Here is a 12209-nt window from a genome sequence, read left to right on the forward strand (position 1 = left end):
ACAGTACGTACTCATTACTGATACAAACGCACGATTCGCTCTTTAGCGTTACGACGAGAACATTAAGTGGCGGCTGTTCGTCTCTTCGCGTATGACAGAGGCGCTGTATCTCGACGCGACGGGGGATGAGGAGTTCGAAGCCACAGTAGAACGGGTCGCGGGCGACCGAGTCGTCCTCGACCGAACGCTGTTCTACCCGGATGGCGGCGGTCAGCCTTGCGACACCGGCGTTCTCGAAGCGAACGACGAGACGTGGACGGTTACGGACGTTCGGAAAAAGGACACCATCTACCACACCGTCGATGGAACGCCGCCGGAAGAAGGGACGACTGTCACAGGGCAAATCGACTGGGAACGGCGGTACGCTCATATGCAGTACCATACAGCACAGCATCTTCTCTCGGCGGTGTTGTTGGACGAGTACGATGCACAGACGACCGGGAATCAACTGTACGCAGACCGCGCGCGAATCGACTGTGCCTACGACCGGTTTTCCGACGAGAAGTTCGAACACATCGAATCAGCGATGAACGACCGAATCGAGGAGGGACTGGACGTCAGTTGGTACGAGATGGAACGCGACGAAGCCGAAGCGACCCTCGACCCGGAGCGAACCCGGATTCACTTGCTCCCCGAAAGCATCCGAGAAATCCGAATCGTGGAAATCGAGGCGTACGACCGAACCGCCTGTGCGGGGACGCACGTGAAGAACACGGACGAAATCGGCGAGTTTCGAATTACAGGCCGCGAAACGAAGGGAAGCGACGAAGAGCGCCTGAAGTTCGTTCTCGAATAGTTCGAGTTCGCGCCCGAGTTTGACCGTGTTTTGCTCTCCGCTGGTTTCTTGGCTCGTTCCGCTGATTTCTCATTTACTTTAATCCGTTTGCCAACGGGAGTGCTCCTAATCGGTCGAGCGTCATCTCGGCGACGGCGTCGCTTCGTGCTGAATCCCGCTTTGCGTGACTGTACGCCTCTCTCGTCTCCTCCGGGTTGGCAGTCGGAACGAGACGAACCGTGGTTCCTGTACGGTCAATCTCGAACAGGAGGTACGCCTGTGGGAACGAGCAAAGAGAGGGAGCGACAATTTCGCGCACGCCGTTCGTCTCTGCGCTGTTCAACCCGAGAATATCGACGCCACCGATACGTTCGTAAAATGGAAGTTCACCGGGTGTAAAGTCGGCCTCGAACGACGACAGCGCGGGCGTTTCGTGCGCGTCAAACGACTTTGGGACGGTGGTTACCGGGAACTGCGATGAAAGGGACGTTGAGCGAAGAAAGAAGCGAATCGAACGCTTCGAAATCGGGCACCGAGCCCTCTTCGGTTAGGTCGCCTGCGAACACGACGGCATCTACGTTTCGGGTGTTCGCGTCCGCGAGGGTGGTTCGGAGACGTGCCTGAGTACGGTGGAACACCTTCCATGTCCCCTGATTTTCGGAGGAGATGTGGGTGTCGGAGACAAATGCGATAGTCGTCGGAACGGCACTTCGGGGACGAGCAAAGTGGGCAAAAACGGGGCCGGCATCCGCATGCGTGTCGGACAGCTCGGCGGAAATGTTTCGTCTGCGAACACCACTCGTGGATTCCGTTCCCGCTCCGTGTTCGGTCATGGTGTGTTCGAGTAGAGTGTTGACCGATTTATAAATATGCCGCACGAAATAATTACTATATGCATGTTCTATATAGAATTCTGCGCTGTCATCAGATTTCATTCAGGTCACGTTTGACATACATGTCTCACACGCGTCTGACTGACTTTGATTACGTCGCCCGTCGAAACTATGGACGGGAATGAGCACGAGAAGTCTCAATAGAATCGAAACATCGACGAGCGACTCGTCGTTTTACTATCTGAACAAGATGTTACAGCTCGCAGGCGTATTTTTGTTTATAAACGGAATCTACGTTGCGTTTTTTTCGGACAGTCTTGTTACCACGTTCGGTTACTATTTCGTGGTAATCGCCGCTGTCTGTCTGTTGCTCTCGCGCGTAATCTCGCCCGAAAGCCCTCTCATCTCCCACGAGCTACAGTCGGCGATTCGAAGCCAACTGAGCCGAACGGATGGACAGAACCGTCGCTTCCCCCGACGGCGAACGAGTCGCCGAAGTGGTTTCGACGTTCGTCGCTATCTTCGTGGAATCGTGAAGAAAGCCCAACAGCTCAATCCCGGCAGGTTCGTTTCACGACGTAACGGGCGCGACCGACTCTAAGATTGCAGTCGTTTTTCGAAGACGCACATTCACACACGCTACTGACGACTTACAAAGACACCGCTGTCGCTCGCTAACTGCTCGTGTAAATCACCGTCAAAGCCGGAGAATCAGCAGCGTAGGCTGTCGTACAACGTCAACGTCCCATTTTCCGCGAACTCGTTGTTGTCGTAGACGCTTACTTTGACGTAACTCGTCGTGAGAAGTTCGTCGAGCGGTGGCGTATCCTGCGAATCAACCGTCAGTGAGAGCTGTAAGGAGCCATCCTCGTCGTACTCCGCCTCTGTAACGGTCATCTCGTACCGCCCGTCTTGTTGATATTGCATAACATTCTCCATTTGATGGTAAACACTACAGATGAAGTCATGAGGTATATGTCTTGTTTCTACTTGTCGGCTTTTAGTAACAAAATTGAGAGTGGTTGAAATAGGAGTAGGCAGCGATTTCCAATCGTCTTTCGAACAATTTCGTTTCCGTTACGTATATCTTTCATAGGATTTTTCTCACGCCTATTTTTGGCATCCTCCGTCCACTGTGACGGACGAGCGATGAGCTACGTTGAACGACCATGTTCGAATTTGTATCGTTTGCTTTTCACGTAATGAGCACTCCTTACTGCCGGTAACAGCCGCATAAATCACAGGAAACGACTGATTGAAACCGGCAGAAGGATATTTATGTGTGATTCCCCTACAGTTTATTCACGACATATGAATCGTCACCGCTCGACTGTCCTCGTTCTCGTCCTCGCCATCATGCTCGCCGGTTGCAGTGGGATTGGCGGGTCGGACGATACGACAACAACCACGACAACCGACGCACCGACCAGTGATATGACCGAAACAACCACGACCGATTCATCGACTACATCGGCCGAAACGACGACCACGACAACTACCACGACGACGACCACCACCACGACGGTCGAAGAGTGGGAGCCGCCGACGGCACCGAACACGCCAATTGACGACAAAATTGGTGATGACAACCACATCAAGAGCGTCACCCTTACCAACAAAGTGCAAGCTGAAAGCGGAAACGGCCTCTCCAGCTTCGACGTCGATGTCACGGCCGACACGAACCTCACTGGTGTCGACCCTGAACCGCTCGTGGACGGTGACCCGTACTTCCTCGTCAGAGTCGATGGTGAGCGCGTCGGGCGCACGAGCGTTCGATTCCAGCACGATGAAGGAACGTACACGGTCAACATCGACGAACAAGCGTTCCAGCAGTTCGACTCCGGCACCCTCGAAGTCGAAGTTCTCATGCTCGACAGGGACAAGCAGACAGACGACTTGTACGGTCAGTGGATTGGAACTATCGAATACAGTTCGGAATAGAATCGATTTTTCGATAGCGGTTTGCCGTTTTTGTTTTTGAAGTAGAGCTGTAAAGATAGTACCTCTGTAATTCGCAGTATCAAAGTAGTCCGGTGTGCCGTCAGATATTCGTATCTCAGTTGAACGCACCAAGTACAATCAGTACGACGCGATACTACCTCAAAGACATAGAATCGAAGAATAGTCCCGGGCGGATTACCGAACATACCTTTGTAATCCCTACGTGCGAGATTGTCAGATAGATGGTCGATTTCGACGAAGTGCAAGGCTACGGCAGGAAGTTCGAGAACCAGTTGGCGAAGCTCAAAGAGGCCCCGATTCCCGACGCAGACCGCACCGCTATCCTCGCCTTCATCCAGCACGAGGACGCACAGGGGAAGGTCAACACCGGGACGATGGTCAACCACATCAACCGACTCCGGCTCGCCGCCGAACGGTCGGACACGCCGCTCACCGCGATGGACGAAAAGAGCGCCGTCGATGCGCTGCTGTTCTCGCTGAAACACGACCACGATCTCTCGGAGGGAACGCTTCGAAACTACCGAAAAGCCCTCCGGAAGTTCTTCCGCCACCGCGACGAGGACTGGGCGGAGGACATCACAATCGGTGTCAGTCCGGAGCGGAACGTCGATCCGAACGAACTGCTCACCGACGAGGAAATCGAAGCCCTCCTCGACGCCGCGAGTCACCCGCGCGACAAAGCCCTCGTTTCGCTCATCGCCGATACCGGACTGCGAATCGGGGCGATTGCGAGTCTGCGGCTCCGCGACATCGACCTGACCGAGCGCGCGGGAACGGTCAGCATCAACGAAGAGGCGAACGTGAAGGGTGCGAGTGGCACCGTTCCGCTCACCTGGTCGCGGGGCTACATCGCCAATTGGTTGGACGTTCACCCGCGAAGCAACGAGGATGAAGCCGCGTTGTTCCACAAGGTTCGGTTCGTCGAGGACGGGGAAGACGGCGCGATGTCCTACCAGTACCTCGGACGACGGATCAAGTGGATTGGCGACGAAGCCGGAATCGACCGGGAGCGATTGAACACCCACAACTTCCGGAAGACGGCCATCAGTCGTTGGATTCGAGAGGGGCTGAACGAGCAGGCCATCAAGCACCGTGCGACGTGGGTCAAAGACTCCTCGCAGTTCGAGGTGTACTCCGGGGTGCGCGACGAGGAGTTGAACGAATCGATTCTCGCGCACTACGACCTCGTCGATGAGGAGGGTGAAGCGTCCCGCCCCGACATCGACGCATGTCCACAGTGTCGAACGCCGCTCCGACGTGGGTCGCGGTTCTGCCCCGGCTGTGGTGCGCCGCTGACGCAGGGTGCGGCGGAAACCGTCACCGACGCCGAAGACGACCTCTTTGCGGACGGGTCTTCGGACCTCAACCCCGGGAGTCGAGCGACGATCAGGGAGTTGCACGCGGCTCTCCAAGACGACCCCGGACTGCGCGACCTCCTGCTGGACTGAACTCGCGGTCATTTCCTGCTGAACTGACGTGGCGGTCATTGCCATTCCTCCGTGTGCGCGCGTAGCAGTTTCTCGGCTATCCAACTCGATCTGAAATCTCCTGTCGCAATCACTTCTAATTCCTCCTGTTTGTCCTGTACGTAGTCTTCGAGCGTGTCGTACTGCGCGAGCACCTCGCGCGGGTCGTGGTCGTCGAGGCGTTGCGTTCCGTGGCTCATGGTCGAACCTCCTGTTCGCGTTCGAACTTCCAGTCGTCTATCTGCGTGAAGAACGCCGTGGGGGACTGCTCGGAATCGTCCAGCACCCACGCCAAGTGTGTCAGGATGGCGTTCTGGCGTTCGAGAATCCGATTCTGGTCACGAATCGCGGCGATTAGTTCGTCAGTCATCGCTCTCACCTCCCGAGGCGGCGACACCGCCATCACCAGTCTTCAGGTCGCGTAGCTCCGCGGCGGGGAAGTGCGCGCCGCAGGTCTGGCAGTAGTAGGAGTCCGTACCGTCGTAGTATTCGATGGACGTGTGTCCGTTGGGACACCGATACCGCCACGAGTCGGTTTTCTGTTCGCTGGCTGATGATTCGGTACTTTTAGATTGATTGGGGTTATCTGAAATCATGTCTGTCTCGCGGAGCCGTCCATTGGTCATGGGCCGAGTCGCGGCGACAGACGCTGTCTCGACGCCTCTATCGTCGGGACGTTTCGCGCGCGACTCTAAGGTACTAATTCTTGAACTGTTCGTATAAGGCCAAGCATGATGCACACTGAAAGTGAAAGTGTTCTTCAGTGGGGTGGCGATTCTGGCGACGTAACCGTTATACGGCGGTGTTGCGTTGGTTTGCATGGCTTTCGCTCCAAGGAAGCCCAAAACAGACCCGTGCTGTTCCACGGGTTTTGCTAATCCTTTCGGGAGAACCCATACACGGATAGAGACTGCTTTGCGCTTCCTTGCTCGCCTAGAAATGAGCATATAAGTTATATCTTTCCTAGCACGGTAGAGGGCAGATTATACTGCTATTACGAGATTCATTGGAAATATCCTCTTATGTTGTCCATATCTGATATGCGATACTCTGCGGATTGGATGTCTCTCGTTGATGACCGCGTTCTGGAATATATACGGGAACACGGGTCTGGCTCTCCGAAAAAAATGCAGGAGAAGGGAAAGATACGATATTCACCTCAATATGTGGCAGAGCGGTGTAGGGTTTTAGCGGAGTATGGTCTTCTCACTCATCTGGGGAATGGTGTATATGTGATTACTGAGCAAGGAGAGCAATATCTCGATGGTGAACTCGACACGCAGGAACTCACGACAGAGAACGAGGAGTAAACTCGCGGCACCTCACATATGATTGGGTTCTCAAATAAGTCCGAAGAAATTGGTTCAGTGAAAGAGTGAAATATTAACCATTTGACTAACTACTGTATTCTATGTTTACTCATGCACATGTGGGTATAATAAATGAGGAACTACCTCTCATTCAGAAGCGGGAAAAAACGGAAACCGAAGAAGGATTAGATCTACTTTCAGTAATAGAAATCTCTCAAGAGTTAGCATTAGATGATACCGCGATTATCTCTGGGCAAGCTGCTTTACAGGAGTTGACCACGATAGAGAGGATACAGATTGGTGAAAGCGAGTTCTCAACAGAAGACGAATATATTCTACGGATGGGTCAATTCAATGGTGTAGATATTATGAAAAATGAGGAGATAAGTGTTCAAGAGGATTTAGAATCAACTCAGAACGGATCCGACTTCCCAATTGAGACGAAATCTGAAGTTGAAAAGAAAACAAGATCATATGACATATTTGGGATACAGGGAGAATTTGTTGCTGTTTCTGGTGAAAATCCGTCTTCTGCATTCAGCTTACTTACAGATATCACTGGTATTGAAATCAAAAAAGTAGAGTTTGATTTGGAATCTATTCTACAAGAAACCGGCGGTGCTAGTTGGATGGGAACGTTTAGTGAGAGATCCGGAAATGTTAGGTCTGGAACACTATACGGAGAACAGATTTCTTTTAGAGACTATTTGGAAGATGATGATGACGGTAGATTTGAGCAAATTGGACCAGTAATCGAATTTGGTGGAGAAGAAGTTAAAATGCGAATCACTCGGGACGGCTTAGTGCAAGTTGTCTCACCAGGAGGTTATCGAAAGTCAAAACTTTCAACACTGATTTCAGAGATACTGATTGAATTTGCTGAGTAATTTCAATACAATGGATCTTCAGTCATATTTGATTTCTTTACTAACTCACTACTTAATCCATGAGTCTTTAGAACTTTCTCAACAAGATTTTTAATCCATTTCGGTGCATGTGGTGCGATGTATACATTTTCAATCAGTTTGTCCAAATTCACCCTTATATATTTGTTTTTATCAACAAGTCCTTCGTCATGGAGTGGAGTATTTTCAATATCTTCTGCGGTGATCCAAGTATCACCTTCATTAGACCATGGTAAATCATGGATGATTGCTCTTATTTCACGTTCGTGTTTAAAACTCTCACGTTTATGAATAAAGGGAGATATAGTATCTGCAAGAGGGGATTGGAGGCTCCACCCTGAGAGTCGTTCCTCACCATATTTTATGTATTTTACCTTACTGATGAAAACATTCGATTCATCATATGGTTCTAATGAGTCAATTAGCCTCTCATAGGTAGACTGGATACAGATACCTGCGTCTGCTTTCAGGTAAAGATCCCACATACCCGCAGACTCTGTTTCATTGATGTGCCAACAATTAAGGAAAGTATATCTCCTACAAATTTGACGGAATCGCGGGAGGAGATTTTTCGTCCAATCGTCTGGGATATTATCTAACTCATTGGATCTTAAGTCAAAATTTTGTTTTGGTAGAGAACCTTCGTATGGGTCATCAAATCGATCTGCTCGATGGAAGTAGAGCGAATTCCGTTCGAGAATGGAAACCAGTTGTGTAAAGTCCATATACCGCCAAATTTTCACATCAGCCCGGCGAGGGCTGATGCAGCGAGGATGATCTTCATACGGCATTTGGTACAGATATTCAGTCGAATCGCTAAATTCTTTCGAGGTGGCAGAATGTCTGCAGAATCTATCTCCTTCGATACTTCAAAAGGACTAATACTTACCAAATGACTGTTGATAGATAATGGCGTTTACTTCCGGTGTCGTGGGACTCGTCAAAGGGAACCTCGACGATATCTCCGATGACCATATAACCGAGGAAGCCGGGGACGATACCCTCAACTGCTATATCAACGTTGAACAACGACGGAAAGACCTCTCGAACGAGATAACGACGGTTCAAGGAAAGGTAGCCACCGAGAAGTACATCGAACGGGATGTCGTGGAGATTGATGATGGCGAAATCTCGATTAAAGAAGAACGAAAATCCGACTGGACGTGGTCAAACTTCTGGTTAGTTCCGGGTGGGAGGTTCATCGTTGCAGAGAGTACGAACGGTACATTTCCCTTTGACAAACTAAGCCAGTCTACCGGAGTCCAGATCGTCCGTGCCAGTTTCAATCTAACCGACATCGTGAAGCAGTACACTGGTCAGTGGATGGGCGGATTCCAGGATCGTCCCGAGCAGGTACGTTCTGGCACTCTGTATGGTGAGGAGATCGAAACGGACATTGACATGGGCGAGCCGTTCTTGGAGTCGGACAAAACACAGATCGGGCCACTCATTGAGTTTGACGGTCAGAAACTCAAAGCTCGAATCACGAAAGACGGCTTAGTGCAGGTTGTCGCACCGGGGAACTACCGACGAGAAAAGTATCTCTCTTTCATTGATGAGATGCTGATTCAGCACACGTTCTCCTAGAGAGGCTTGAAATACTTCTCCAATCCCTGCTTCAAGAAATCAGGATTCTCAAACCGTAAGGTCGTCCACCCGTCGTTGACTTTCGCTCGCATCTTCATTTCTTCATCGTTGATTTCATTCTGCCCCGCAGGGAGCTTTCCTTTTACTTTGCCAGTAAGGAACGTTTGCTTTGGTTGAGCGTTATCGAAGCACTCGCGTTGGATGACTCTCGATATTTTACGGGAGAGTGATTCGAATTCGGTCAGTGGTTTGTTCTTTCGATAACCGAATTCCATCTCGGTCAAAGTCTCTACGACAACCTCGTAACGGTCAGCGGTATGTGATTCGAAATTCGGCATATGCTCGATTCGGATTTCAAGAGGTGTTGGAATAGATTCTCCTTTAATCCGTAATTGTCCCTCGTTAAAAGCATCGAACTGGACTGCATCTGAAACTTCATCTATCTCTTCGAAGAGTTCCATGTCAATATTGCCGGATGGAGCAGTCACGTAACGATCTCGCCGCGACAACTCAATATAAACGGGAGTATTCGAGAGATAATGACGACTTTGACGAACAAAATTACGAACCCGAGATCTTAGGAGAAACCCGCTCACAGAGATGATTCCAGTAGCTAAGACTCCCTTAAGAACACCGAATCCAAGGTCGTTAAGCCAGGAACCCATGTCAATTGTCATTTCTACCTTCTTCACTGATATAGTTATACCGACCGATTGCTCTGTAGCGCTGCTTAATATAGACTACATCATCATCACTGAAAACAATATGGAAAGGGGAGAGTGAAAGTGAAAATAATCTTCTGGAATACAACACCTCCACATTTTTACCATTGTGCTATCAAATGAACTGTAGAGCATGGGTATCGGCAAGTCTGGTCAAACACAAATAGACGACCGCGGCAACAATCTCAGGGCTGGAAAGCTATTCGAGATACTGGAAGAGTTCACTACCAAACTGGAACAGCGAAATGGAGCTGATTACGCCAAATCGATTCTCAACGGTAAAACGCTCACTGGTACAAAAATCGGTCAAAATCCGGAACGATTCGGCGAGAAACATCTAATTAAACCGAGTCTCAAAGCACTCGGCTACGAGGAATACAGACCCCAACCGACAGGGATACCCGGAATCGAACGGAAAGCCCCGGACTTCCAGCTCGACCCCGACAGAGAAGACTTCGTCATTATCGGTGAAATCAAGAAACCGAACGAAATTCTTTCCGCTCGCAAAGAGTCATTCGACTACCTGAACGAAATCGATCGTCCTGCTGCTGGAATCGCAACTGATGGTTTCAAGTGGATTTTACATACCACACAAGGGGAGGACAGCCGTCCTCGATACCATCGGCAACGTGAGATGGAGAGACCAATAAAGAGGCTCCGACTCGAATACTTCTACGACGACAGTGGTCGGAAAAACCGACGGCAGATACGCGAAGATTTGTCTCACCTCGTCAAGGATTTCGAGAAGCGAGCCGTACTCAGCCACTTCAAGTAGTCTTGTTTGAAGGGAAATACTCAAGTCTATTTCCTGACACACTAAATCAATGGCTGATCCAGACGCTGTCGTACAGAATATTTTCGAGATTGTCGTTGGTCTTGTCATCCTCATCGCGGTGTACAAGGCCTTCTTCGGTAGTGGACTGAGCAATTTCTCCTTGATGGTTAGTGATCTCGCTGTTCCGTTCGTCATCGGGTTAGTAGTGCTGTACTTCGGGCTGTGGTTTGTAAAATCAATTTAACGAACAATGACAGAAGAAACCAAAGAAAACCCGACATATATCGCTATAGACGATGCCCATATCATCCTTAGTAACCAACTTGACACCTACCACCATATTCAGAATCTCGCTCAAAACACGATTCGAATTCTGATTGCTGGACTCGCCATCGTCATTGGTTTTATTACAAAAGTGATATTGGAGAGAGGGTTCCCTACAATACCATCAGAGGAACAATTCAAGTCAGCAGGTGGTCAAGCAGGCGCAGGGTTAGAATTAGTTGTTAATATTTTTGTTGCGAATACATTCATCTCGATTTGCCTTCTGTTTATTGCTTTAGTAGTATTCTTCCATTCTATGATTTTGATTAGTCGAGCAATCACGAATAAACCTCTAAAGCCCGCTACCGGTAAGTCCGAAAAAGAGATTTTGGAATTAGTAGACTCAAACGCGATTTCGGAGCAAGAGCGATTTGACCAAGGATTTGGTGCATGGATTGATGCAAATAAAAAACTGATAGCAGAAGCGGATGAATTCTTATCCCACGGTCTTCAGCGGCTAATCATCTCATTAATATTGGCAATATATGGCCTCATACTGCTGTATTCTTCTTTTGAGCTTGACCTTGGTTATCTAGTCTATTTCAATTCGTTCCCAGTAATGTTCATACTGGCCGCGATAATTGGATCAATAGTGAAAATAGTCAGATATACTTACTCAACCGCCACCACTCGTATTCTCCGAATTGAACCGATACACCGTAGTCTACGATGGGGAAAAGGAATTGCCATGGATTTGAGAACAAAGTGGAACATCTCTCTTAAAAAATATCTTCCAAAAGTAGTCGCCGAATATGAATTCAAACATCCCCCAAATCATGCTTTTCTTGGGATGATTCTGGTGTTTTCTTTAACCGTTCTTATTTTGTCTGGGTATGTTGTAATGGAGTGGATTACGAAGGTAATTCTCTAATTCACACATTTCATTCACTTAGCTTGAGTTCTACAGGTGTGGTAGCAGAATGAGAGCACTTCCAATCAAGTAGAAGGTCATCGACTTATCATCAGTTTGATTCCATCCAGCAGATCTATTCACCATCATCATCGAAGCGATAATAGTGAAACCGACAATACTTGTCGTGCTCACGCTTTGGACAGTTTCTGTCCAGAGTCCATCGGCTATTGGCGTCAGAATACCCATCAGAACTAGCGAACCAAGAAATATTCCTAGTGCTTTTTCCTTTGACTGGAAACGCTTTCGGAAGAGAAAACCACCATCAGTAGTCTCATAGAGAAAGGCACCAATTACTGCTGTTGTCAACCCAACAAGAGCATTGACAAGATGTTCTTCGAAAACGACGGCAGGATCGTATCCCATATTATGTACAACAAATGATTTCTAGCAGATATTTCTGTACCTTCATATGTTCATATGATATTCATTCCAACGCCGGATACTCCTCCGGATTCGGTGTCGTCACTTCCCACGTCCCCGGCCCGGTTCGCTTCACCAACATCTGTTGCTCGACCGCCTTCCCGTCCTCGCCGATCAGCCCGTCAGCTCGCAGTTCGCTCTTGTCGATGGTCACCCCGACGCTGGTGCCGCCAATGTCGGTCAGTTTTCGAAAGGGCATGGTGTTCTGTTCACCAAC

General features: G+C 49.4%; 20 protein-coding genes. 10 read left to right on the forward strand and 10 right to left on the reverse strand.

The window, feature by feature from the left end; translation table 11 throughout:
• Window positions 1-91 precede the first annotated feature (91 nt).
• Window positions 92-796: an alanyl-tRNA editing protein AlaXM gene (gene alaXM / locus HL45_RS07690; RefSeq protein WP_049970538.1), complete on the forward strand. Its 705-nt coding sequence runs from the start codon at window positions 92-94 to the stop codon at window positions 794-796.
• A 73-nt stretch (window positions 797-869) separates the two neighbouring features.
• On the opposite strand, the gene HL45_RS21580 is transcribed toward alaXM, so the two are convergent.
• Window positions 870-1118, reverse strand: coding sequence for a hypothetical protein (locus HL45_RS21580; RefSeq protein ID WP_049970539.1), 249 nt, complete (start codon window positions 1116-1118; stop codon window positions 870-872).
• A gap of 97 nt (window positions 1119-1215) precedes the next feature.
• Window positions 1216-1608, reverse strand: a complete 393-nt coding sequence (locus HL45_RS21585; protein ID WP_049970540.1) for a metallophosphoesterase family protein — start codon at window positions 1606-1608, stop codon at window positions 1216-1218.
• Between the two features lie 343 nt (window positions 1609-1951).
• Here HL45_RS21585 and HL45_RS07705 point away from each other — a divergent pair, with 343 nt between their 5' ends.
• Window positions 1952-2209 carry a hypothetical protein gene (locus tag HL45_RS07705; RefSeq protein ID WP_233274717.1) on the forward strand — a complete coding sequence of 86 codons (258 nt, stop codon included), beginning with the start codon at window positions 1952-1954 and terminating at the stop codon, window positions 2207-2209.
• Window positions 2210-2319: 110 nt separating this feature from the next.
• On the opposite strand, the gene HL45_RS07710 is transcribed toward HL45_RS07705, so the two are convergent.
• Entirely contained in the window at window positions 2320-2535 is a 216-nt protein-coding gene (locus HL45_RS07710) for a hypothetical protein (protein WP_049971951.1), read from the reverse strand.
• A 384-nt stretch (window positions 2536-2919) separates the two neighbouring features.
• On the opposite strand from HL45_RS07710, the gene HL45_RS07715 reads away from it, so the two are divergent.
• Both HL45_RS07715 and HL45_RS07720 read left to right on the forward strand, forming a co-directional pair.
• Window positions 2920-3549 (forward strand): hypothetical protein, encoded by a 630-nt coding sequence (locus tag HL45_RS07715; RefSeq protein WP_049970541.1) that lies wholly within the window; start codon window positions 2920-2922, stop codon window positions 3547-3549.
• Between the two features lie 242 nt (window positions 3550-3791).
• Entirely contained in the window at window positions 3792-5018 is a 1227-nt protein-coding gene (locus tag HL45_RS07720; RefSeq protein ID WP_049970542.1) for a tyrosine-type recombinase/integrase, read from the forward strand.
• Between the two features lie 35 nt (window positions 5019-5053).
• Here HL45_RS07720 and HL45_RS07725 read toward each other — a convergent pair whose 3' ends face one another.
• From HL45_RS07725 to HL45_RS07730, 3 genes are read right to left on the reverse strand one after another with little or no spacing between them, the layout of a single operon-like run.
• Window positions 5054-5236 carry a hypothetical protein gene (locus HL45_RS07725; protein WP_049970543.1) on the reverse strand — a complete coding sequence of 61 codons (183 nt, stop codon included), beginning with the start codon at window positions 5234-5236 and terminating at the stop codon, window positions 5054-5056.
• Window positions 5233-5406 carry a hypothetical protein gene (locus HL45_RS21185; RefSeq protein WP_162833863.1) on the reverse strand — a complete coding sequence of 58 codons (174 nt, stop codon included), beginning with the start codon at window positions 5404-5406 and terminating at the stop codon, window positions 5233-5235. The genes HL45_RS07725 and HL45_RS21185 overlap by 4 nt, the downstream gene beginning before the upstream one ends.
• Window positions 5399-5662, reverse strand: a complete 264-nt coding sequence (locus HL45_RS07730; protein WP_233274718.1) for a hypothetical protein — start codon at window positions 5660-5662, stop codon at window positions 5399-5401. Before HL45_RS07730 ends, HL45_RS21185 begins: the two co-directional genes overlap by 8 nt.
• Window positions 5663-6076: 414 nt before the next feature.
• Here HL45_RS07730 and HL45_RS07735 point away from each other — a divergent pair, with 414 nt between their 5' ends.
• Both HL45_RS07735 and HL45_RS07740 read left to right on the forward strand, forming a co-directional pair.
• Complete coding sequence (locus HL45_RS07735) at window positions 6077-6346, forward strand: hypothetical protein (RefSeq protein WP_049971953.1); 270 nt, start codon at window positions 6077-6079, stop codon at window positions 6344-6346.
• A 101-nt stretch (window positions 6347-6447) separates the two neighbouring features.
• Window positions 6448-7233, forward strand: coding sequence for a hypothetical protein (locus tag HL45_RS07740; RefSeq protein WP_049970544.1), 786 nt, complete (start codon window positions 6448-6450; stop codon window positions 7231-7233).
• Between the two features lie 2 nt (window positions 7234-7235).
• On the opposite strand, the gene HL45_RS20320 is transcribed toward HL45_RS07740, so the two are convergent.
• Window positions 7236-8042: a DUF2971 domain-containing protein gene (locus tag HL45_RS20320; RefSeq protein ID WP_144240035.1), complete on the reverse strand. Its 807-nt coding sequence runs from the start codon at window positions 8040-8042 to the stop codon at window positions 7236-7238.
• 139 nt (window positions 8043-8181) lie between these two features.
• On the opposite strand from HL45_RS20320, the gene HL45_RS07745 reads away from it, so the two are divergent.
• Complete coding sequence (locus HL45_RS07745; protein WP_144240036.1) at window positions 8182-8838, forward strand: hypothetical protein; 657 nt, start codon at window positions 8182-8184, stop codon at window positions 8836-8838.
• Here the strand turns inward: HL45_RS07745 and HL45_RS07750 are convergent.
• Window positions 8835-9326 carry a hypothetical protein gene (locus tag HL45_RS07750; protein ID WP_049970546.1) on the reverse strand — a complete coding sequence of 164 codons (492 nt, stop codon included), beginning with the start codon at window positions 9324-9326 and terminating at the stop codon, window positions 8835-8837. The two genes, HL45_RS07745 and HL45_RS07750, sit on opposite strands and share 4 nt — an antisense overlap.
• Before the next feature lie 367 nt (window positions 9327-9693).
• Here HL45_RS07750 and HL45_RS07755 point away from each other — a divergent pair, with 367 nt between their 5' ends.
• The 3 genes from HL45_RS07755 to HL45_RS07765 are packed head-to-tail and all read left to right on the forward strand — an operon-like array spanning window position 9694 to window position 11530.
• Window positions 9694-10335, forward strand: a complete 642-nt coding sequence (locus HL45_RS07755) for a hypothetical protein (RefSeq protein WP_049970547.1) — start codon at window positions 9694-9696, stop codon at window positions 10333-10335.
• A 49-nt stretch (window positions 10336-10384) separates the two neighbouring features.
• A complete protein-coding gene (locus HL45_RS07760) occupies window positions 10385-10579 on the forward strand; it encodes a hypothetical protein (protein ID WP_049970549.1) in 195 nt (64 codons plus the stop codon).
• A 6-nt stretch (window positions 10580-10585) separates the two neighbouring features.
• Complete coding sequence (locus tag HL45_RS07765; protein WP_049970550.1) at window positions 10586-11530, forward strand: hypothetical protein; 945 nt, start codon at window positions 10586-10588, stop codon at window positions 11528-11530.
• 30 nt (window positions 11531-11560) lie between these two features.
• Here the strand turns inward: HL45_RS07765 and HL45_RS07770 are convergent, their stop codons facing one another.
• Entirely contained in the window at window positions 11561-11935 is a 375-nt protein-coding gene (locus tag HL45_RS07770) for a hypothetical protein (protein ID WP_049970551.1), read from the reverse strand.
• A 61-nt stretch (window positions 11936-11996) separates the two neighbouring features.
• Entirely contained in the window at window positions 11997-12191 is a 195-nt protein-coding gene (locus tag HL45_RS07775) for a hypothetical protein (protein ID WP_049970552.1), read from the reverse strand.
• Window positions 12192-12209 lie beyond the last annotated feature (18 nt).

The organism is Haladaptatus cibarius D43, from assembly GCF_000710615.1.
Taxonomy (GTDB): Archaea; Halobacteriota; Halobacteria; order Halobacteriales; family Haladaptataceae; genus Haladaptatus; species Haladaptatus cibarius.